Consider the following 21,399-nt stretch of genomic DNA (forward strand, 5'->3'; position numbering starts at 1 on the left):
CGGATCGGTCGGATCGGTCGGGTCCGGCGGATCGGCGGAAGCGGCCGGGCGGCCGCACGGTGAGCGCGCCGCGCAGATTCCGGTGGCGCTCGGCGGCGGAGAGCCCGGCCTGGTCGGCGACCGGCCGGGCGTGGCGCAGCAGCGGCAGCGCGCGGGCGTCCAGCCCCTCCCGGCGCAGGGCCCCGGCGGCCGCGCGGGCCAGCCGCAGCGTGGGGTCGTGCCCCCGGGCGCGGACCGCCGCCCGGGCGGAGGGGACCGGGACCAGCAGCAGGGGCGCCCCTTCCGGACAGGGGACGAGTGCGGAGCGCACCGCCCGGGCAAGCGTGTCGCCGAGCGGGCCGGCCAGCGCCAGCGCGCCGCGCTCCTTGTGGGCGAGCAGCAGCCGCCGGACCGGACCGTCGTACGGCGCGGCGGCGTGCGCCCGTGGGAGGGCCGCGACGGGCGTCGGCGGGGTGGTGGCGAGGAGGTGGCGGCACTCCGGGCACAGGTGGCCGAGGTCGGCGCCGCAGCCCGCGCAGGGGGCCGGGAGCAGCGCGTCGAGGAGGCCGGTCAGGGCGTGGACGAAGGGTCCCCGGTGGGACTGCCGGTGGGGTGGTGCGGGGGTCCGCGGCACGGCTGCTCCTCGCGGGTGGGGCACGGAGAGTGAGCAAAGAATGCGCCGTACGGGGGGTGTTGTCCAGGTATTTACCTGTGTTTCACTCGCGAGAGGGTAGACAGGGGTGCAGCAGCTTGACCGCCGGCCCATCACTCCGTCATACCCGAACTCTCCGCCGGAGAGGCGAAAACCCCGTGTGAGGTGTTCGATAAGGCTCCAGGGGGTTTCAACCGTCCCTGGTGGGGAGGAAGTGCAGTGAGGGCCAGTCGTTCCCACCGTTGCCGGTGGAGCGGAGGGCCGGCGGATGTATCGGCTGGTCCGGCTGGTCTCAGTCCGGTCCGGTAGCACCCGGGCCGGCGACAGAACGAGGGATCGGAGTTCTGCGTGGACATCGTCGTCAAGGGCCGCAAGACCGAGGTGCCGAAGAGGTTCCGGGATCACGTGGCCGAGAAGCTGGAGAAGGTCCAGAAGTTCGACACCAAGGCGATCAGCCTGGATGTCGAGGTGTCCAAGGAACACAACCCGCGGCAGGCCGACCGGTCCGACCGCGTGGAGATCACCCTCCGTACCCGTGGCCCGGTGATCCGGGCCGAGGCCGCCGCCGCTGACCCCTACGCGGCGCTGGATCTGGCCTCGGCGAAGCTCGACGCCCAACTGCGCAAGTCCGCGGACCGGCGTCGGGTCCACAAGGGCGGCAGCGGCAGCCGCACCCCGATCAGCGTCGCCGAGGCGACCGCGGCCCTGGCCGCGCTGCCCGAGGCGAAGCCGTCGGAGAGCAGCACCAACGGTGCCGTCCGCAAGACCATGATGGGATCCCTGGAAGTGGAGGGCGAAGGCCCGCTGGTGGTCCGGGAGAAGACCCACCCGGCCGCCCCGATGGCGCTCGACCAGGCGCTCTACGAGATGGAGCTGGTCGGCCACGACTTCTACCTCTTCGTGGAGAAGGACAGTGGCCTGCCGAGCGTCGTCTACCGCCGGCACGGTTACCACTACGGCGTGATCCACCTGAAGGCCGACGGTTCGACCGTCGAGGGTGGCGGCGCCGGTGGTGCGATCGGCGCGGGCGACGACGAGGACTGACCGTCCGGACAGCAGGAGAGGGGTGACCCCGGTGGCAACCGCCGCCGGGGTCACCGGCGTTCAGGGGCAGGCTCGTGGTGTTCCGGGGGCGCCGTCCTTCCGGGCCGGCCACCCGAGTTCCCGGGCCGGTGTGCCGCGTTCCGGGGTCGGTATGCGGACGCCGGTGACCGGACAGGTCACCCGATGCGGGGCAATCGGCACCGGAGGGTGACCGCGAGGGCGCCCGGCCGTGGAATGATTGGCCGACGACGACCGGCGACGGGGGAGGAGCGGATGGGGGATCACTTCGGGCTGGGGCCCGCGACAGTGCCGGTCGTGGGGGTGTCGCCCGGCCTCGGGGCCGAGTCCGACTACGCACCGCGCCGGGGGGAGCCGATCCGCGTCCTGGTGGTGGACGACCACGCGCTGTTCCGCCGCGGCCTGGAGATCGTGCTGGCCGAGGAGGAGGACATCACCGTCGTCGGCGAGGCCGGGGACGGCGCGGAGGCGGTGCTCAAGGCGGCCGACCTGTTGCCCGACATCATCCTCATGGACGTCAGGATGCCGCGCCGCAGCGGGATCGAGGCCTGCACCGCGATCAAGGACGTCGCACCCAGCACCAAGATCATCATGCTGACGATAAGCGACGAGGAGGCCGACCTCTACGAGGCGATCAAGGCGGGGGCCACCGGCTACCTGCTCAAGGAGATCTCCACCGACGAGGTCGCCACCGCGATCCGCGCGGTCGCCGACGGGCAGTCCCAGATCAGCCCGTCGATGGCGTCCAAGCTGCTCACCGAGTTCAAGTCGATGATCCAGCGCCGCTCCGACGAACGGGAGTTGGTGCCCGCGCCGCGACTCACGGACCGGGAGCTGGAGGTGCTGAAGCTGGTGGCCACCGGGATGAACAACCGGGAGATCGCCAAGGAGCTGTTCATCAGCGAGAACACCGTGAAGAACCATGTGCGCAACATCCTGGAGAAGCTGCAACTGCACTCCCGGATGGAGGCCGTGGTGTACGCGATGCGGGAGAAGATCCTCGAAATAGGGTGACCGCGGGGCCCGGTGGGCCCCGGCCACCGGGATGTTCGGGGCGGCCGGGGCGTGCGGGGAGTCCGGGGTGGGGGTGCTCGGTCAGGCCAGCAGTCGCTCCAGCGCCGGGCGCAGCGACTCGTCGTGCAGCGCCTCGACCCGGACGGCGTCGCAGCCCACCCAGCCGGCCGCCTCGCGCAGTGCGTCGGCCAGCGCCTCCAGGTGCCGGGGGGAGTCCAGCGAGACCTGACGCGCCACCAGGGTCCGACCCTCGCGGGCCGGGTCGACCCGGCCGACCAGCCGGCCGCCGGTGAGCACCGGCATCGCGAAGTAGCCGTGCACCCGCTTGGGCTTGGGGGTGTAGGCCTCCAGCCGGTGGAGCATGCCGAAGATCCGCTCGGTACGCGGACGGTCCCAGATCAGCGAGTCGAACGGCGACAGCAGGGTGGTGCGGTGGCGGCCGCGCGGCGTGGTGGCGAGTGCCTCCGGGTCGGCCCAGGCCGCGCCGGGGGTGCCGTTCGGGCCCCAGCCGGCCACCTCGACCGGGACCAGGCCGGAGTCGGGCAGCACCGCGTCCACCTGCTCGGCGCGCAGCCGGTAGTAGTCGACGATGTCGGCCCGGGTGGCCACGCCGAGGGCCGCGCCGGACTGGGCGACCAGGGTGCGCAGGCACTCGGTGTCGTCCGGTTCGGCGGCGAACAGCTCGGCGGGCACGGCCTGTTCGGCCAGGGCGTAGACGCGCTTCCAGCTCCGGCGCTCGGTGCAGACCACGTCGCCGAAGGCCAGCGCCCGTTCCACCGCGATCTTGGTGTCCGACCAGTCCCACCAGTCGGCGGTCTTCTTGGCGCCGCCCAGCTCGGTCGAGGTGAGCGGGCCCTCGGCGCGCAGCTTGTCGAGCACCGAGCGGTAGGTCTCCGCTTCGCCCTGCTTGCCCCAGACATGCGTCTTCGCGCGGTAGCGGCGGCGCCGGAAGGCGAACAGCGGCCACTCCTCCATCGGCAGGATGCACGCCGCGTGCGACCAGTACTCGAAGCTGGTGCCGGAACCCCAGTACGCCGTCTCGACCGTCGGGCGGCCGACCGCGCCGAGCCGGGCGTACGGCACGAGTTCGTGCGAGCGGGCCAGTACCGAGATGGTGTCGAGCTGGACGGAGCCGAGCCGGCGCAGCATCCCGCGCACCCCGCCGCGGCGGTCGGGCGCGCCGAGCAGGCCCTGGGCGCGCAGGGCGATCCGGCGGGCGTCGTCCGCGCCGAGCGCGGTCACCGGGGCGGGGAGGGAGGACGGGCCCGGGACCGGGCCGGGGGTCGAGGCGGTCATGCCGGCGAGCCTAGAGGTGGGCACCGACAATTCGCCCGCCCGCCCGGAGACCTGGGGTCTCCGGGCGGGCGGGCGTGGTTCGGCGGTGGCCGGCGACCCGGCGCGGCGGTCCGGTCCGGTGCGGCGGTCCGGGCCGGGTCAGTCGGCGAGGTCGCCGGGCAGCAGGGAGGCGATCCACGAGTCGTGGAACTGTCCGCGCTGCTCGGCGTACGCGCGCAGGGTGCCCTCGAACCGGAAGCCGACCTTCGAGGCGACCGCGCGGGAGCCCTCGTTGCCCACGTAGGCGAGCCACTCCAGTCGGCGCAGGCCGAGTTCGGCCAGTCCGTAGCGGGCCACGGCGGTGGCCGCCTCCACGGTGTAGCCGCGGCCGCGGAACTCCTTGGTCGCCCACCAGCCGATCTCGGCCACGCCGGGTCGCCCGGCGGGGAACATCAGCCCCTGGGAACCGACCAGGGCGCCGGACTCCCGCTCGAACACGCACCAGACCAGGTTCTCGCCGGTCCGCCAGCCGTTGAACGCCAGGTCGGACACGAAGTACTCGGCGTCGGTGCGCCGGTACGGGCTCGGGACGACCGTCCAGCGCTGGATCTCCGGGTCCTGGCAGGCGGCGTCGATCGCGTCGATGTCCGACTCGCGCGGAGCGCGCAGCACCAGGCGCTCGGTGGTGAGGACGACGGGCTCGCGGGCGGGGTCGGCGGCGGGCGGGCCGGACTGCTCCCCGGTACGGGGTTCGGGGCTTTCTTCCATGGGCGGATTATTTCGTCCAGAGATGAATCCGAGCATCCGATTAACGGTCCTGGGCGCCCAACTCAACGGACGGCTGCCCGGTTTGCCCCGGTGGGGAATGCTATCGGGGCATGTGCTCGCAGGGGTGACACGGGAATACCGTGCTGACGCACCTCCCGAGGCATTGGGCTCCTCGCATACGATGGCCCGTGCGGTGGGGTGGATCCGCCGTGCAGTCGTCCAGTGCCAATACAGGCAAGGAGCCCGCTCACGTGTCCGTCTTCGACAAGATCCTGCGCGCCGGCGAAGGCAAGATCCTTCGCAAGCTGCAGCGGATTGCCGCCCAGGTCAACTCCATCGAAGAGGACTTCGTCAACCTCACCGACGCCGAGCTTCGCGCCCTGACGGACGAGTACAGGCAGCGACTCGTCGACGGCGAGTCCCTGGACGACATCCTCCCCGAGGCCTTCGCCACCGTCCGAGAGGCAGCCAAGCGCGTCCTCGGCCAGCGGCACTACGACGTCCAGATCATGGGCGGCGCCGCGCTGCACCACGGCTACGTCGCCGAGATGCGCACCGGTGAGGGCAAGACCCTCGTCGGCACCCTGCCCGCGTACCTGAACGCGCTGACCGGCAAGGGCGTGCACCTGATCACGGTCAACGACTACCTCGCCGAGCGCGACTCGGAGTGGATGGGCCGGGTGCACCGCTTCCTCGGCCTCGAGGTCGGCGTGATCCTCGGCAACATGACGCCCGCCGAGCGCAAGCGCCAGTACGGGATGGACATCACGTACGGCACCAACAACGAGTTCGGCTTCGACTACCTGCGCGACAACATGGCCTGGTCGAAGGACGAGCTCGTCCAGCGCGGCCACAACTTCGCCGTGGTCGACGAGGTCGACTCGATCCTCATCGACGAGGCCCGGACCCCGCTGATCATCTCCGGCCCGGCCGACCAGGCGACCAAGTGGTACGCCGACTTCGCCAAGCTGGTGCTGCGCCTCAAGATCGACCGCGACTACGAGGTCGACGAGAAGAAGCGCACCGTGGGCATCCTCGAGGAGGGTGTCACCCGGGTCGAGGACTACCTCGGCATCGACAACCTCTACGAGTCGGTGAACACCCCGCTCGTCGGCTTCCTGAACAACGCCATCAAGGCCAAGGAGCTCTACAAGAACGACAAGGACTACGTCGTCATGAACGGCGAAGTCATGATCGTCGACGAGCACACCGGTCGTATCCTGGCCGGCCGCCGCTACAACGAGGGCATGCACCAGGCGATCGAGGCCAAGGAAGGGGTGGAGGTCCAGAACGAGAACCAGACCCTGGCCACCATCACCCTCCAGAACTTCTTCCGCCTGTACGACAAGCTGGCCGGTATGACCGGTACCGGTACCACCGAGGCGGCCGAGTTCCACCAGATCTACAAGCTCGGTGTGGTGCCGATCCCCACCAACAAGAACCCGCTGCGCATCGACCAGCCCGACCTCATCTACAAGTCGGAGCCGGCCAAGTTCGCGGCCGTGGTCGAGGACATCGCCGAGAAGCACGAGAAGGGCCAGCCGGTGCTGGTCGGCACCGTGTCGGTCGAGAAGTCCGAGTACCTGTCGCAGGAGCTGCGCAAGCGTGGCATCCCGCACGAGGTGCTGAACGCCAAGCACCACGAGCGCGAGGCGCAGATCGTCGCCCAGGCGGGCCGCAAGGGCGCCGTCACCGTGGCCACCAACATGGCCGGCCGAGGCACCGACATCATGCTCGGCGGCAACGCCGACCACCTCGCGGCGGCCGAGCTGGCGCAGCGCGGGATCACCCCGGAGGACAGCCCGGAGGAGTACGAGGCCGCGTTCCCGGCCGCGCTGGAGAAGGCCAAGGCGGCCGTGAAGGCGGAGCAGGACGAGGTCAAGGAGGCCGGCGGCCTCTACGTCCTCGGCACCGAGCGGCACGAGTCCCGCCGGATCGACAACCAGCTGCGCGGCCGCTCCGGCCGTCAGGGCGACCCGGGCGAGTCCCGCTTCTACCTGTCGCTCGGCGACGACCTGATGCGCCTGTTCAAGGCCGGCATGGTCGAGCGCGTGCTCTCGATGGCCAACGTGCCCGAGGACGTGCCGATCGAGTCGAAGATGGTCACCCGGGCCATCGCCTCCGCGCAGACCCAGGTCGAGCAGCAGAACTTCGAGATCCGCAAGAACGTCCTCAAGTACGACGAGGTGCTGAACCGCCAGCGCGAGGTCATCTACGGCGAGCGCCGCCGGGTCCTGGAGGGCGAGGACCTGCAGGAGCAGGTCGGCCACTTCATGGACGACACCGTCGAGGCGTACGTCAACGCCGCCACCGGCGAGGGCTTCGAGGACGACTGGGACCTCGAGAAGCTCTGGACCGCGCTCAAGCAGCTCTACCCGATCACCCTGGACCTGGCCGAGCTGGAGGAGGAGGCCGGCGGCGCCGCCGGCCTCACCCCGGAGTTCCTCACCAAGGCCATCCAGGAGGACGTCCAGGCCCAGTACGGCGCCCGCGAGGACCAGCTCGGCGAGGAGATCATGCGCGAGCTGGAGCGCCGGGTCGTCCTCTCGGTGCTGGACCGCCGCTGGCGCGAGCACCTCTACGAGATGGACTACCTCCAGGAGGGCATCGGCCTGCGGGCCATGGCGCAGCGCGACCCGCTGGTCGAGTACCAGCGCGAGGGCTTCGACATGTTCACCGCGATGATGGAGGGCATCAAGGAGGAGTCCGTCGGCTACCTGTTCAACCTGGAGGTCCAGGTCGAGCAGCAGGTCGAGGAGGTCCCGGTCGAGGACGCCCAGGTGCTGCTCGACAAGCTGGAGAAGGACGCCCCCCGTCCGGAGATCAAGGCCAAGGGCCTGGAGGCCCCGAAGCCGCAGCGGCTGCACTACACGGCCCCCTCGGAGGAGGTCGGCGGCGGTGTGGTCGAGGGCGAGTTCGACGACCTCGGTGCCGAGGACGAGGGCGACGGTCTGACCCGCGCCGAGCGTCGCAAGGCCGCCAAGTCGGCCAAGGGCCGCCGCCGCAAGAGCTGAGGCGGGGCCGACCGGACCGGTCGGCCGCCGCACCGGGCGCCACTCCCGTACGGGGGTGGCGCCCGGCGTCGTTCCCGGGGCGGCCGCCGCCGGTGCCGGGGCCGCTGCGGCGGCCTCCGCCCACCGGGCGGGCGGGGACGGGCGGGAGCACGGTCCGGGGCGGCTCATCGGGCCTCCACCGCGGTGCACTGCCACTGGCCGGACGGCCCCCGAGGCTCCAGCCGGAACGCCACCATGTGGTGCCGGTCGCCGAGGTCGACCCGGACACAGGCCTCGACCGCGCCCGGCGCGGGCGAACGGTCGTGCACCGGCCCGAGCCGCGGCCGCTCGCCGCTCCGCGTCCCGCGCAGGGTGCCGGCCCGGACCAGGGCCGACAGCTGGCCGTAGCAGTCCAGGGTGGTGTGGCGCAGCAGCTGTCCGGACGGCCGGGAGCCGGTCAGCACCTCCACCAGCCGGTGCGCGAACCGTGTGCTCAGGCCGCCCCGCGGGTCGGGGCCCGTTCGGTCGGCGCAGGCCGCCCTGGGGTGGCGGGGGCGCCGAGGTTCGGCGACCGCCCGGTGGTCCCGGGCGGTGCCGCGCGGGCGGTACGGGCGCGCCGACAGGACGGCGGGCGGGGCGGGCGGGTGAGCGGCGCGGTTCGGACATGCGGTCATGGGCCTTCCTCGGAGCGGCGGGCGGGTCGGGGCCCGGGCGGGGCCCGGTGGGCTGCTGCGGTCGGGGCGAGCGTCGGGGTGGAGCGTCGGGGCGATGCCGGTCGGTGGTGGGTGGTGCCGGTCGGGACCGGGTGGTGCGGGTGCGGACGGGTTCCTTGTTAACGGCCGTCCGCAGCGGGCTGCAACGGCTTTGCGAGGGGCGCCCCGGCCTCCGGAAAGTTCACCTATCCGGGTGAGTCGGCCCGTGCGGGAACGGGTTCGGGCCGGAGCCGGTCCGCACCGGGTTGACGCACCGGGAAGGGCGGGAAAGCCCGAAAGAGGACGGTCGGGTTCGCCAGGACGGCCGTTGCGGTCCGGGTCGGTCGACGCGCAGGATCGGAGACCGGAGCCGGATCGGGCCGCCCGTCGCGGGCCCGTCCCGGACCAGCACCGCCCCGACGAGGACAGGCGGCCGGCATGACGACATGGGTATCCGGGACACGGCCGACGGCACCGCGGGCCGCCGGCGCTCCCCGGCGCGGTCTGGTGCTGGGCGGCGGGGGCATGCTCGGCGCGGCCTGGACGGTCGGCGCGCTCTGCGCGGTGGAGGAGGCGACCGGCCGCCCGGCCGGTGACGCGGAGGTGGTGCTCGGCACCTCGGCCGGGGCGATCCTGGGCGCGCTGCTGGCCGCCGGGGTCGGCGCCGAACAGCTCCGGGACCACCAGCGGGGACTGCCGATCACGTCCGGGCCGCTGGCCGGGGTCGACTTCGACTACGACACGGCGGTCGGCGGCGCGCTGCCGCCGCGGCCCCGGGCGGGCATCGGCTCGCCGGGGCTGCTGCGGGACGCCGTGCGGCACCCGCGCGAGTACCCGCTGCTCACCCTGGTCTCGGCGATGGCCCCGCACGGCCGGGGCTCGCTGGAGCCGGTGGGCGCGCTGGTCGGCGGCCTGTTCGGCGGTGCCGGGGCGACGGCCACCGGGGCGGCCGGTGTGACCGGGGCGGCCGGGCGCGCCTCGGCGCTGCGGGTCGTCGCGGTGGACTACCGCAGCGGCCACCGGGTGGTCTTCGGCGACCCGGACGCCCCGCCCGCCGGCGTCGGCGAGGCGGTGATGGCCTCCTGCGCGATCCCGGGCTGGTTCGCCCCCGTCCGGGTGGGCGGGGCCGACTACGTGGACGGCGGCTGCTGGTCGGCCACCAACGCCGATCTCATGCTCGACCGGGGCCTCGACGAGGTCTACGTCCTGGCGCCCATGGCGCTGTGCAGCGACCCGCCGGGGCATCCGCAACCGGGGCACTCGGAGTCCGTCCCGGGCGCGTCCGTCTTCGCGCGCGCCCGGCGCGGGCGGGACCTCCCGCGCGGGGTGCTCGCCCAGGTGGTCGGCCGCTACCGCAGGGCGGTGACCCGGCAGCTCCTGCGCGAGGCCGGACTGCTGCGGGCGGGCGGCGTCCGGGTCCACCTGCTCGCGCCCGCACCCGCGGACCTGGCCGTGATGGGGCCGAACATGATGGACCCGTCCCGCCGGGGCCCGGTCCTGGAGAGCGCGCTGGACACCTGCCGCCGGGTCCTGGAGGCCGCCGGCTGATCCGGTACGGCGGGCGGGACGGGCCCCGGAACGGCGCGGCGGCGGGCCCGCCGGGGCGCGCGCGGGGCCCGGGCGGAGGGCCGACGGGTGCACGGGTGATCGCGTCGACGCGTCCGGAGCTTATTCTTGGGGACGCTGGAAGCTGTGCCGCTGGACGAACCGGAGAGTGCCACCGATGCGCGTGTACGTGCCCACCACCCTGACCGGCCTGGCGGCGGCGCACTCGGGCGGCGCGCTGGAGCAGTCCGCGGCGTACGCCGTGACGCCCGCGCTGCGCGAGTGGTACGTCAGCGACGACCTGGAGGAGCTGGAGTACGCGGCGCTCAACCGGGCCGCCCAGTCCTCGCTCCGTCTGCTGGCCGCCGAGCCGGACGCCCCGCGCCGCCGGGTGGTGATCGCGCTCGACGTCGCCGACTCGGCCGTGACGCCGTTCCCCGGCGACGAGTACCAGGACCAGGCCTCGCTGGGCCGGGTGGTGCTGGCCGGGCCGCTGAAGCTGGCCAAGGCGGCGGCCGTGCACGCCGATGTCGCGGACCGCGACGTGGTGGCCGATGTGGCGGCCGCGGTCGGGGCGGTGGCGGCCGCGGACGCGGGCGACCAGGACGCCCAGTTCACCGTGGACGGCGCCGAGGACCACGACCTGCTGTGGTTCGCCACCCAGGAGATCGCCGGCCTGCTGGCCTGAGCCCGCGCCGGGTCCCGCACTCCGAGGCCCCGAGGCCCCGAGGGTCAGGGGCGCCGAGGACCAGGGGCCCCGGCCGCCGTGAGCCCCGTCCTACCGGTCCGGCCGGACGCGGCGCTACCGTTCAGACGTGCGCACTCATATCGTCTGGGACTGGAACGGAACGCTCTTCCACGACATGGAAGCGGTGCTCGGAGCGAGCAACGCCGCTTTCGCGACCATCGGCGTGGCGCCGATGACGCTGCAGGAGTACCGAGAGCAGTACGAGATCCCGATCCCCAGGTTCTACCAGCGGCTGCTCGGCCGGCTGCCCTCCGAGGCCGAGTGGCTGCGGCTGGACGACGCGTTCCACGACCGCTACCACCAGCTGAGCGCCGCCTGCGGCCTCACCGACGGCGCCCGTGAGCTGCTGGACGGCTGGCGCGCGGCCGGGCGGAGCCAGTCGCTGCTGTCCATGTACCAGCACGACCGGCTGCTGCCGGTCGTCGAGGGCTTCGGCCTGACCGGCCAGTTCCTGCGGGTGGACGGGCGCAGCGGCCCGGCCGGCGGGCAGAAGGCCGAGTACCTGGTCCGGCACCTGGCGGCGCTCGGCGAGCAGGTGGACCCGGCCCGCACCGTGCTGATCGGGGACGCGGCGGACGACGCGCTGGCCGCGCTGGAGGCGGGCGCGCACGCCGTGCTCTACACCGGCGGCTCGCACACCAGGGAGAAGCTGGAGCCGGTCGGCGTGCCGGTGGTGGACAGCCTGGCGGAAGCGGTGGAGCTGGCGGGCCGGATCGCCGGCTGACACGCTCCCGGCTGCGAACCGGCCCCGGACGGGTCCCGGACGGGCGGCGGAGGGTCGGCGGAGGGTCGGCAGACGGGCGGTGGAGTGGCGCGCGCCACTCCACTCGCTGGCGTGTCCGGGCGGGCGCGGCGCCCCCCGGCTGGTCAGGCTGGACGGGTGCCGGGCCCGTCGTCGGAACGGGCCGGCCGCCCCACCAGGAGCGGAGCCCGCCCATGCCCATCGACGCAGTCACCGACGTCCCGGTCCCGGGCAACGAGCCGGTGCTCGGCTACGCGCCCGGCAGCCCGGAACGGGAGCGGCTGGTGCGCCGGCTGGACGAGCTGGCGGCCGAGCCGGTCCCGCTGCCGATGACCATCGGCGGCGAGCAGCGGTTCGGCGGCGGAGAGCGGATCGACGTCGTCCAGCCGCACCACCACGCGGCGAAGCTGGGCGTGCTGGGCAACGCCACCCGGGAGGACGCCAGGGCCGCCGTGGACGCGGCGCTGGCCGCCGGGCGGGACTGGCGCGGACTGTCCTTCGACGACCGGGCGGCGGTCTTCCTGCGCGCCGCCGACCTGCTGGCCGGCCCGTGGCGGGAGACGCTCAACGCGGCGACCATGCTCGGCCAGTCCAAGACGGCCCAGCAGGCGGAGATCGACTCGGCCTGCGAGCTGATCGACTTCTGGCGCTACAACGTCCACTTCGCCCGGCGGATCCTGGCCGAGCAGCCGGTCTCCTCGCCCGGGGTGTGGAACCGCGTCGACCACCGCCCGCTGGAAGGTTTCGTCTACGCGATCACCCCGTTCAACTTCACCGCCATCGCCGGGAACCTGCCGACCGCGCCGGCGCTGATGGGCAACACCGTGGTGTGGAAGCCGGCGCCGACCCAGACGCTGGCCGCGTACCACCTGATGCGGCTGCTGGAGGCGGCCGGGCTGCCGCCCGGGGTGATCAACCTGGTCACCGGTGACGGGCAGCAGCTGTCCGCGGTGGCGCTGGCGGACCCGGCGCTGGCCGGGCTGCACTTCACGGGTTCCACCGCGACCTTCCAGTCGCTCTGGCAGACGATCGGCGCCAACATCGGCGGCTACCGCAGCTACCCCCGGATCGTCGGCGAGACCGGCGGCAAGGACTTCCTGCTCGCGCACCGCTCGGCCGATCCGGAGATCCTCAAGGCGGCGCTGATCCGGGGCGCCTTCGAGTACCAGGGCCAGAAGTGCTCGGCGCTCTCCCGCGCCTACCTGCCGCGCAGCCTCTGGCAGCGGATCAAGGACGACCTGCTCGCCGAGGTGGACGCGCTGGCGGTCGGCGACGTCACCGACCTGTCGAACTTCATGGGCGCGCTGATCGACCGGCGCGCGTTCGAGCGGAACCGGGACGCGATCGAGCGGGCCAAGGCCGACCCGACGGTGGAGCTGGTGGCCGGCGGCCAGTACGACGACGCGATCGGCTGGTTCGTCCGCCCGACCGTGCTGGTCTCCTCGGACCACCGCAACGAGATGTTCCGCACCGAGTACTTCGGCCCGATCCTGGCCGTCCACGTCTACGAGGACTCCCGCTGGGACGACGTGCTCAACCGGGTCGACGCGGGCACCCCGTACGGGCTGACCGGCGCCGTGGTCGCCCAGGACCGCTACGCGATCGCGCAGGCCCTGGAGGCGCTGCGGTTCGCCGCCGGGAACTTCTACATCAACGACAAGCCGACCGGCGCCGTGGTGGGCCAGCAGCCGTTCGGCGGCGGCCGGGCGTCCGGCACCAACGACAAGGCGGGCGCGCCGCAGAACCTGCTGCGCTGGACCTCCGCGAGGTCGATCAAGGAGACGTTCGTGCCGCCGACCACCCACGTTCACCCGCACATGGGCTGAACGCCGACCGTGTGCACACCGGCTCCGCACGAAGTTCCGGCTTTCGGCGCAAACCGGCAGGCTGATTGGACAAGCTGTCCAGGACGGCTCGATCTTCCTGCAGGTTTGCGCCTGCTTGTCCCCTGACACCTTCGATTGATCCCGTTAGGCTGGCTGGCGTCGTCGGGTGGCTCCGCAGGCCGAACGTTGCGTCCTACCCACTGCAGAGGTGTTCCATGCGCGCCATGGGGCCTTTTCAGCTGGATGGTGCGGCAGGATTGCGGAAGACCCCGGCGGTGGATCCCGATACCACCACCGAGTCACGCAACGGCGCGCGACAGGAGCCAAGAAGTCATGCAGACCAAGCTGGACGCAGCCAAGGCCGAACTGCTCAGGAAGGCAGCAGCAGCCGCTGAGAACAGCCAGGTGGGGGGAGCGGCGCCGGGGGAGGGACTGAGCAACGGCGCTCTGTCCGCGTACCTGCACCACTACTACCTCCACACGGCGGCCGAGGACCTGGTCGACCGCGACCCGGTCGACGTCTACGGCGCGGCCGCCTCGCACTACCGCCTGGGCCTCAAGCGCCCCCAGGGCACCGCCGAGGTGCGGGTGCACACCCCCTCGGTCGAGGAGAACGGCTGGTCCTGCGGCCACACCGTGGTCGAGGTCGTCACCGACGACATGCCGTTCCTGGTCGACTCGGTGACCAACGAGCTGTCCCGCCAGGACCGCGCGATCCACATCGTCATCCACCCCCAGCTGGTCGTCCGCCGCGACATCACCGGCAAGCTGCTGGAGATCCTCGACGTCGACGCCTGCGCCCGCAGCCAGGCCTCCGGCACCGAGTGGCCGGCCGACGCGACCGTCGAGTCGTGGATGCACATCGAGGTCGACCGCGAGACCGACCGCGACGACCTGCGCGAGATCGAGACCGACCTGCGCCGGGTGCTCGGCGACGTCCGCGAGGTCGTCGAGGACTGGACCAAGATGCGCGACTCCGCGCTGCGTCTGGCCGACGAGCTCGCCGAGCAGCCCCCGGCCGGCCTGCCCGAGCAGGAGGTCGGCGAGGCCTGGGAGCTCATGCGCTGGCTCGCCGACGACCACTTCACCTTCCTCGGCTACCGCGAGTACGACCTGGTCGAGCACGAGGGCGAGGAGGTCCTCAAGGCCGTCGCCGGGACCGGCCTCGGCATCCTGCGCTCCGACCCGATCGGCCACGACGACCAGCACCACGCCGTCAGCGAGGCCTTCGGCCGGCTGTCCGCGCCGGTGCGCGCCAAGGCCCACGAGAAGAAGCTGCTCGTCCTCACCAAGGCCAACAGCCGGGCGACCGTGCACCGCCCGTCCTACCTCGACTACGTCGGCGTGAAGAAGTTCGACGCCAACGGCGTGGTCATCGGCGAGCGTCGCTTCCTCGGCCTGTTCTCGGCCGCCGCCTACACCGAGTCGGTCAGCCGCATCCCGGTCGTCCGCCGCAAGGTCCAGGACGTCATCGTCGACTCCGGCTTCTCCACCGAGAGCCACGACGGCCGCGACCTGCTGCAGATCCTGGAGACCTTCCCCCGGGACGAGATCTTCCAGACCCCGGCCGACGAGCTGCTGCAGATCGCCACCAGCGTGCTCTACCTCCAGGAGCGCCGCCGGCTGCGGCTGTTCCTGCGCCAGGACGAGTACGGGCGCTACTTCTCCGCGCTGGTCTACCTGCCGCGCGACCGCTACACCACCCGCATCCGGCTGCGCCTCATGGACATCCTGATGCAGGAGCTCAACGGCGCCTCGATCGACTACACGGTCTGGTCGACGGAGTCGGTGCTGACCCGACTGCACTTCGTCGTGCGGGTCACCCCCGGCAGCGAGCTGCCGCACCTGTCGGACGCCGAGATCGAGCGGATCGAGGCCAAGCTGGCCGAGGCCGCCCGGTTCTGGATGGACGGGTTCAACGACCAGCTGCACGTCGAGCTGGGCGAGGAGAAGGCCGCCGAGCTCTCCCGCAAGTACGCCAACGCCTTCCCCGACGGCTACCGCGCGGACTTCACCGCGCGCACCGCGGTCGCGGACCTCAAGCAGATCGAGTCGCTGCACGGCGACGGCGACTTCCGGCTGAACCTCTACCAGCCGGTCGGCGCCGGCGACGACGAGCGCCGCTTCAAGATCTACCGGGTGGGCGGCCCGATCTCGCTCACCGAGGTGCTGCCGGTTCTCCAGCGACTGGGCGTCGAGGTGCTCGACGAGCACCCGTACGCGCTGACCCGCTCCGACCACACCACCGCCTGGGTGTACGACTTCGGTCTGCGGCTGCGCGAGGCCGTCGAGCTGACCGACGAGGCCCGCGACCGCTTCCAGGAGACCTTCGCCGCCACCTGGACCGGCCTGGCCGAGAACGACGGCTTCAACGACCTCGTCCTGACCGCCGGGCTGACCTGGCGCCAGGCGATGATGCTGCGCGCGTACGCCAAGTACCTGCGCCAGGCGGGCTCCACGTTCTCCCAGGACTACATGGAGGACGCGCTCCGCAACAACACCCACACCACCCGTCTGCTGGTGAACCTCTTCGAGGCCCGGCTCAGCCCCAGCCACCAGCAGGGCGCGCTGGAGCTGACCGAGGGCATCCTGGAGGAGCTGGACGGCGCGCTGGACGAGGTCGTCTCGCTGGACGAGGACCGCATCCTGCGCTCCTTCCTGCACCTCATCAAGGCCACCCTGCGGACCAACTTCTTCCAGCACGACGGCACCGGCGCGTGGCACTCCTACGTGTCGATGAAGTTCGACCCGAAGGCCATCCCGGACCTGCCGGCCCCGCGCCCGGCGTTCGAGATCTGGGTCTACTCGCCGCAGGTCGAGGGTGTGCACCTGCGCTTCGGCAAGGTCGCCCGCGGCGGTCTGCGCTGGTCCGACCGGCGCGAGGACTTCCGCACCGAGATCCTCGGCCTGGTCAAGGCGCAGATGGTGAAGAACACCGTCATCGTGCCGGTCGGCGCCAAGGGCGGCTTCGTCGCCAAGCAGCTGCCGGACCCGTCGGTGGACCGTGACGCCTGGCTGGCCGAGGGCATCTCGTCCTACAAGACCTTCATCTCGGCGCTGCTGGACATCACCGACAACCTGGTCGGCGGCGAGGTCGTCCACCCGGCCGACGTGGTCCGCCACGACGAGGACGACACCTACCTGGTCGTCGCCGCCGACAAGGGCACCGCGACCTTCTCCGACATCGCCAACGGTGTCGCCGAGTCCTACGGCTTCTGGCTGGGCGACGCGTTCGCCTCCGGCGGTTCGGCCGGCTACGACCACAAGGGCATGGGCATCACCGCCCGCGGCGCCTGGGAGTCCGTCAAGCGCAACTTCCGCGAGCTCGGCGTCGACACCCAGTCCGAGGACTTCACCGTCATCGGCATCGGCGACATGTCCGGCGACGTCTTCGGCAACGGCATGCTGCTCAGCGAGCACATCCGCCTGGTCGCCGCCTTCGACCACCGCCACATCTTCCTGGACCCGAACCCGGAGGCGGCCTCCTCGTACGCCGAGCGCCGCCGCCTGTTCGAGCTGCCCCGCAGCTCCTGGGACGACTACGACCGGTCGCTGATCTCGGCCGGCGGCGGGATCTTCCCGCGCAGCGCCAAGTCGATCCAGCTCACCGCGCAGGTCCGGGCCGCCCTGGGCGTCTCCGACACCCGGCTCACCCCCGCCGAGCTGATGAAGGCCATCCTGCAGGCGCCCGTCGACCTGTTCTGGAACGGCGGCATCGGCACCTACGTCAAGGCCTCCACCGAGACCAACGCCGAGGTCGGCGACAAGGCCAACGACGCCATCCGCGTCAACGGCGAGCAGGTCCGCGCCCGCGTCGTCGGCGAGGGCGGCAACCTCGGCTGCACCCAGCTCGGCCGCATCGAGTACGCGGCCTCCGGCGGCCCGGAGAGCACCGGCGGCTGGATCAACACCGACGCCATCGACAACTCGGCCGGCGTGGACACCTCGGACCACGAGGTCAACATCAAGATCCTGCTCAACCAGGTGGTCGCCGACGGCGACATGACGGTCAAGCAGCGCAACACCCTGCTCGCCGAGATGACCGACGAGGTCGGCCACCTCGTCCTGCGCAACAACTACGCGCAGAACGTGGTGCTGGCCAACGCGGTCGCCCAGGCGCACAGCATGGTCAACGTCCACTCCCGGATGATCAACCGGCTGGAGTCGGCCGGCCAGCTCGACCGGGGCCTGGAGTACCTGCCCACCGAGCGGCAGATCCGCGAGCGCCAGCAGAACGGCCGGGGCCTGTCCCAGCCCGAGATGTCGGTGCTGCTCGCCTACACCAAGATCACGCTGGCCGACGAGCTGCTCGCCACCGACCTGCCCGACGACCCGTTCTTCCGCACCGCGCTGCACGAGTACTTCCCCAGCGCGCTGCGGGCCCGGTTCGCCGAGCAGATCGACCGGCACCCGCTGCGCCGCGAGATCATCACCACGCTGATCGTCAACGACACGATCAACCGCGGTGGCTGCACCTTCGCCTTCCGCCTGAAGGAGGAGACCGGCGCGACCTACGAAGAGGTCGCCCGCACCCACACCGCCGCCCGGGCCGTCTTCGGCCTGGAGGAGATCTGGTCCGAGATCGAGGGCCTGGACAACCGGGTCCCGGCCCGGGCGCAGACCAAGATGCGGCTGCACTCGCGCCGTCTGGTCGAGCGCGCCACCCGGTGGATGCTCAACAACCGGCGCCAGCCGCTGGACATCGCCGGCACCATCGAGTTCTTCCACGACCGGGTCAACCAGGTGTGGGGCTCGCTGCCCAAGCCGCTGCGCGGCGAGGACCTGGCCTGGTTCGAGCACGTCTACGGGGAGCTCGCCGGCGCCGGTGTGCCGGAGGAGCTCGCCACCCGGATCGCGGGCCTGTCCTCGACCTTCCCGACCCTGGACATCACCGAGGTCGCGGACCGGTCCGGCAAGGACGTCGCCCAGGTCGCCGAGCTCTACTACGACCTCGCCGACCGCCTGCAGATCACCCACCTGCTCGACCGCATCATCGAGCTGCCGCGCATCGACCGCTGGTCGTCGATGGCCCGCGCCGCCATCCGCGAGGACCTCTTCGCGGCCCACGCGGCGCTGACCGCCGACATCCTGGCCTGCGGCCCCGAGGGTGCCACCCCCGAGGAGCGGTACACCGCCTGGGCGGAGCTCAACGCGACGCTGCTGAACCGGGCCAAGAGCACCCTCGACGACATAAGGGGTTCGGACAACTACGAGCTGTCCAGCCTCTCGGTCGCGATGCGTGTCATCCGGACCCTGCTCCGCACGGGTTCGATGCGCTGACGAGGTTGTAGCGGTTCGACGGCGGGCCCGCGTCCTGGTGGACGCGGGCCCGCCGCTTCGTGTGCGCACACGTTCGATACGGTGACCCCCGAACGAGGGGATTGAACACTGTGTCGAAGTCATGGGCCGGGCGGAGCGGAGAGGCCGGGCAGGCCGGGCGGGCAGGACGGGTCGGGCGTCTGACCGGAGCCGCGCTGGCGGCCGCGCTGCTCGCCGGAGGGGCGGCGGCCTGCGGGTCGAACGGGGCGGGCGCCGACGGCGCGGGGGCGGTCGCGGGCCGGGCCGGTGCGCCGGCGACCGCGAGCCCCACGCCGTCCGCGACCCCGGAGCCGTTCTCTGCTCTCGTCGGCTACCGCGGGCTCAAGCCCGGGATGACCAAGGACGTCGCGCTGGCCACCGGCGCCCTGGAGGCCGCCCCCGTGTCGCTGCTCAACGGCTGCACCGACTTCGCGTACCGGGGCGGCCCTGCCCCGGACCCGGTCCGGATGGCCGCCGAGGAGGCGCTCCAGGCCAAGTACGTCCAGGCCAACGCCCGGAACGAGGCCGCGAGGAAGGAGACGGAGGTCTTCCCGGCCCCTCCGGCCAGCTACTCGGCGAAGGACGTCAAGAGCTTCACCGACCGGATGGCGGCCTTCCAGGAGAAGTCGAAGGCCCGCCAGGAGGCGCACGAGCAGCTGATGAAGGTGTTCGACGAGCTGAAGGCGGCCCGTGAGGCCCGGGACCTCGCCTTCCTCACCACCGGCCGGGCCGGCTTCGGCCTGGAGGGCCTGCGCGAACTGGTCGCCCCCGCCGGTGCGCGCACCGCCGAGGGCATCGGGGCGGGCTCCACGGTCGCGGAGCTCAAGGCGGCCTACGAGGTCCAGGGGCTCCAGCTCGGCAAGGACGGCAAGTACACCCTGTGGGCCGGGATCGGCCAGGTCGAGCAGGGGTGGCGGTACGAGTTCACCGTCGACGCCGAGCGGGTGACCGGCCTCGCCCTGGCCAACCGCGACACCTACTGCTCCTGAGCCGTTCCCGGGTCGGCTCCCGGAACCGCTCTCGGAACGGCCCTCGGAACGGCTTCGGAACGGCTTCGGAACCGCGACGCTGCCGCGGACAGGTGGAGGTGTGGAGCTGTCACAGCGGGGACGGATACGGAACGGGGACCAATGGGCGTTCGGGGAGCTTTTCGATCAGTCGGCAGACGACCTGTACCGGTACGCGGTGCGGGTGTCGGGGGACTGGGCGGTCGCGGAGGACATCGTCCAGCTGACCTTCCTGGAGGCGTGGCGGCTGCGCCACAAACTGCGCGAGAGCGACGAGCCGGTCCGCCCCTGGCTGTTCGGGGTCGCCGCCAACGTTCTGCGGAACACGACCCGGGCGGCCCGGCGGCACCGCGCCGCGATGGAGCGGCTGCCACCCCGGGACGTGGTGCCGGACTTCGCCGACGAACTCGTCGGGCGGCTTGACGACAGCGCCCAACTGGCCGCCGCGCGGCGGGCGCTGGAGCGGCTGCGGAAGGCGGAGCGGGAGGTGTTCGGCCTCTGCGTCTGGGCCGGGCTCGACTACGCGAGTGCCGCCGAGGCGCTCGGGGTGCCGGTCGGAACGGTGCGTTCGCGGCTCTCGCGCGCCCGCACCAAGCTCCGGGCGCTCGCCGAGGAAGAACTGCAAAAAGGGCGGGAACTCCGCCCCGAGCCCGGACAGGTACGGGTTGGCCGCACCGATGCGGCCCGGTCGACACGGGAGACGAACCGATGAACGAGCACGAGCGTGCCGAGCTGGCCCGGCTGTTGCCGCCGCCGGCGCGGCCCGAACTCTCCTCAGACCGCCACCGGCTGTTGAGGGGACATCTGATGAGTGAGATCCGGGACACGAAGCCCGCGCTGGTCCGGCGGGGCAAGTTCGGCTGGGTGGCGATTCCGGCCCTGGCGGGCGGTCTGGCCCTGGCGATGGTCCTGCCGGGCGGCAGTGACGGCGTGGCCTCCAAGGCTCCGCTGGCCCAGCAGCAGAGCGGGCAGCAGGTCCAGGGCGAGCAGCAGCCGGCCGAGAGCGGCAGCACCACGCTGAACGTCGCCCCGGTCGCCGCCGTCCAGCTGCTGACCCAGGCCGCCGACACCGCGGCCGGCAAGCCGGATCCGAAGCCCGGCAAGAACCAGTTCGTCTACATCGACAGCCTGGTGTCCTTCGCGGGCACCAACCTGGCCACCGGCGAGACGAAGGTCGACGCGCCGCACCGCCGCCAGATCTGGCTGTCGGTGGACGGCAGCCAGTGGGGCGTCCTGAAGGAGGAGGGCAAGTTCGGCAAGGGCGAGGCCGCCGCCAAGGAGGGGGACAAGCGCCCCGCGCCGCGTCCCGACGGCGGGCTGTGGATCGACCCGACCAAGAAGCCGAGCATCGGCGCGCCGACCTACAACTACCTGGCCGGTCTGCCGACCGACCCGGACGCGCTGCTGAAGAAGATCTACGCCGAGACCAAGGGCCAGGGCCGCACCCCTGACCAGCAGGCGTTCGGGACCATCGGGGACCTGCTGCGCGAGCAGATCGCCCCGCCGGCCGTCAGCGCCGCCCTCTACCGCGCCGCCGCCAAGATCCCCGGCGTCACCGCGGTCGCGGACTCGGCGGACGCCTCGGGCCGCCACGGTGTCGCCGTGGCGCACGAGGACAGCGGTGTCCGCACCGAGTGGATCTTCGACCCGAAGAGCCACGAGTTCCTCGGTGAGCGCGAGGTCGTCGTCACCGACGGCGACTTCGGCAAGGCCGGTACGGTGGTCGGCCACACGGCGGTGCTGGGCCGCTCGATCACCGACAAGCCGGGCGACGAGCCGAAGCAGAACAACGCCTGAT

Annotated in this window: 15 protein-coding genes; 11 read left to right on the top strand and 4 right to left on the bottom strand. The window is 72.3% G+C overall.

Annotated features, from left to right (window positions below; all coding sequences use genetic code 11):
• Positions 1 to 613: ComF family protein (locus tag BI06_RS33520; protein ID WP_051742528.1), on the bottom strand; the 613-nt coding region annotated here is incomplete at its 3' end.
• Positions 614 to 979: 366 nt separating this feature from the next.
• Between BI06_RS33520 and hpf the strand changes: the two genes are divergently transcribed.
• Both hpf and BI06_RS33530 read left to right on the top strand, forming a co-directional pair.
• On the top strand, positions 980 to 1,675 hold the full coding sequence (gene hpf, locus BI06_RS33525; RefSeq protein WP_030394302.1) for a ribosome hibernation-promoting factor, HPF/YfiA family: 696 nt from the start codon (positions 980 to 982) through the stop codon (positions 1,673 to 1,675).
• 273 nt (positions 1,676 to 1,948) lie between these two features.
• On the top strand, positions 1,949 to 2,707 hold the full coding sequence (locus BI06_RS33530; protein WP_043474742.1) for a response regulator transcription factor: 759 nt from the start codon (positions 1,949 to 1,951) through the stop codon (positions 2,705 to 2,707).
• Between the two features lie 81 nt (positions 2,708 to 2,788).
• On the opposite strand, the gene BI06_RS33535 is transcribed toward BI06_RS33530, so the two are convergent.
• Both BI06_RS33535 and BI06_RS33540 read right to left on the bottom strand, forming a co-directional pair.
• A complete protein-coding gene (locus BI06_RS33535; protein WP_043474745.1) occupies positions 2,789 to 4,003 on the bottom strand; it encodes a winged helix-turn-helix domain-containing protein in 1,215 nt (404 codons plus the stop codon).
• 138 nt (positions 4,004 to 4,141) lie between these two features.
• A complete protein-coding gene (locus tag BI06_RS33540; RefSeq protein WP_078880033.1) occupies positions 4,142 to 4,750 on the bottom strand; it encodes a GNAT family N-acetyltransferase in 609 nt (202 codons plus the stop codon).
• Between the two features lie 251 nt (positions 4,751 to 5,001).
• On the opposite strand from BI06_RS33540, the gene secA reads away from it, so the two are divergent.
• The gene (secA, locus tag BI06_RS33545) at positions 5,002 to 7,764 is read left to right on the top strand and encodes a preprotein translocase subunit SecA (RefSeq protein WP_030394298.1); all 2,763 of its coding nucleotides are present in this window, start codon (positions 5,002 to 5,004) and stop codon (positions 7,762 to 7,764) included.
• Between the two features lie 164 nt (positions 7,765 to 7,928).
• Here secA and BI06_RS33550 read toward each other — a convergent pair whose 3' ends face one another.
• Complete coding sequence (locus BI06_RS33550; RefSeq protein ID WP_051742529.1) at positions 7,929 to 8,417, bottom strand: Rv3235 family protein; 489 nt, start codon at positions 8,415 to 8,417, stop codon at positions 7,929 to 7,931.
• Positions 8,418 to 8,873: 456 nt separating this feature from the next.
• On the opposite strand from BI06_RS33550, the gene BI06_RS33555 reads away from it, so the two are divergent.
• From BI06_RS33555 to BI06_RS33590, 8 genes are all read left to right on the top strand, one after another.
• The gene (locus tag BI06_RS33555) at positions 8,874 to 9,983 is read left to right on the top strand and encodes a patatin-like phospholipase family protein (RefSeq protein ID WP_078880032.1); all 1,110 of its coding nucleotides are present in this window, start codon (positions 8,874 to 8,876) and stop codon (positions 9,981 to 9,983) included.
• A 175-nt stretch (positions 9,984 to 10,158) separates the two neighbouring features.
• The gene (locus BI06_RS33560) at positions 10,159 to 10,668 is read left to right on the top strand and encodes a hypothetical protein (RefSeq protein ID WP_030394295.1); all 510 of its coding nucleotides are present in this window, start codon (positions 10,159 to 10,161) and stop codon (positions 10,666 to 10,668) included.
• 127 nt (positions 10,669 to 10,795) lie between these two features.
• Positions 10,796 to 11,452, top strand: a complete 657-nt coding sequence (locus BI06_RS33565; RefSeq protein WP_030394294.1) for an HAD family hydrolase — start codon at positions 10,796 to 10,798, stop codon at positions 11,450 to 11,452.
• A gap of 218 nt (positions 11,453 to 11,670) precedes the next feature.
• A complete protein-coding gene (gene pruA, locus BI06_RS33570) occupies positions 11,671 to 13,296 on the top strand; it encodes an L-glutamate gamma-semialdehyde dehydrogenase (RefSeq protein ID WP_043474868.1) in 1,626 nt (541 codons plus the stop codon).
• Positions 13,297 to 13,629: 333 nt separating this feature from the next.
• Positions 13,630 to 18,576, top strand: coding sequence for an NAD-glutamate dehydrogenase (locus BI06_RS33575; protein WP_030394292.1), 4,947 nt, complete (start codon positions 13,630 to 13,632; stop codon positions 18,574 to 18,576).
• 110 nt (positions 18,577 to 18,686) lie between these two features.
• Complete coding sequence (locus BI06_RS33580; RefSeq protein ID WP_051742532.1) at positions 18,687 to 19,583, top strand: hypothetical protein; 897 nt, start codon at positions 18,687 to 18,689, stop codon at positions 19,581 to 19,583.
• A gap of 100 nt (positions 19,584 to 19,683) precedes the next feature.
• Positions 19,684 to 20,313: an RNA polymerase sigma factor gene (locus BI06_RS33585; protein WP_030394290.1), complete on the top strand. Its 630-nt coding sequence runs from the start codon at positions 19,684 to 19,686 to the stop codon at positions 20,311 to 20,313.
• On the top strand, positions 20,310 to 21,398 hold the full coding sequence (locus tag BI06_RS33590) for a CU044_5270 family protein (protein WP_051742533.1): 1,089 nt from the start codon (positions 20,310 to 20,312) through the stop codon (positions 21,396 to 21,398). Before BI06_RS33585 ends, BI06_RS33590 begins: the two co-directional genes overlap by 4 nt.
• The last annotated feature ends 1 nt before the right edge of the window (position 21,399 follow it).

It is taken from the genome of Kitasatospora sp. MBT66 (assembly GCF_000710405.2).
In the GTDB taxonomy this organism is placed as follows: domain Bacteria; phylum Actinomycetota; class Actinomycetes; order Streptomycetales; family Streptomycetaceae; genus Kitasatospora; species Kitasatospora purpeofusca.

Excerpts from the sequence above, each read along its gene's own strand:
- BI06_RS33530 (WP_043474742.1), top strand. The coding sequence starts at position 1,949 with ATGGGGGATCACTTCGGGCTGGGGCCCGCGACAGTGCCGGTCGTGGGG.
- BI06_RS33550 (WP_051742529.1), bottom strand. The coding sequence starts at position 8,417 with ATGACCGCATGTCCGAACCGCGCCGCTCACCCGCCCGCCCCGCCCGCC.
- BI06_RS33540 (WP_078880033.1), bottom strand. The coding sequence starts at position 4,750 with ATGGAAGAAAGCCCCGAACCCCGTACCGGGGAGCAGTCCGGCCCGCCC.
- BI06_RS33575 (WP_030394292.1), top strand. The coding sequence starts at position 13,630 with ATGCAGACCAAGCTGGACGCAGCCAAGGCCGAACTGCTCAGGAAGGCA.
- BI06_RS33590 (WP_051742533.1), top strand. The coding sequence starts at position 20,310 with ATGAACGAGCACGAGCGTGCCGAGCTGGCCCGGCTGTTGCCGCCGCCG.
- BI06_RS33560 (WP_030394295.1), top strand. The coding sequence starts at position 10,159 with ATGCGCGTGTACGTGCCCACCACCCTGACCGGCCTGGCGGCGGCGCAC.
- BI06_RS33555 (WP_078880032.1), top strand. The coding sequence starts at position 8,874 with ATGACGACATGGGTATCCGGGACACGGCCGACGGCACCGCGGGCCGCC.
- BI06_RS33535 (WP_043474745.1), bottom strand. The coding sequence starts at position 4,003 with ATGACCGCCTCGACCCCCGGCCCGGTCCCGGGCCCGTCCTCCCTCCCC.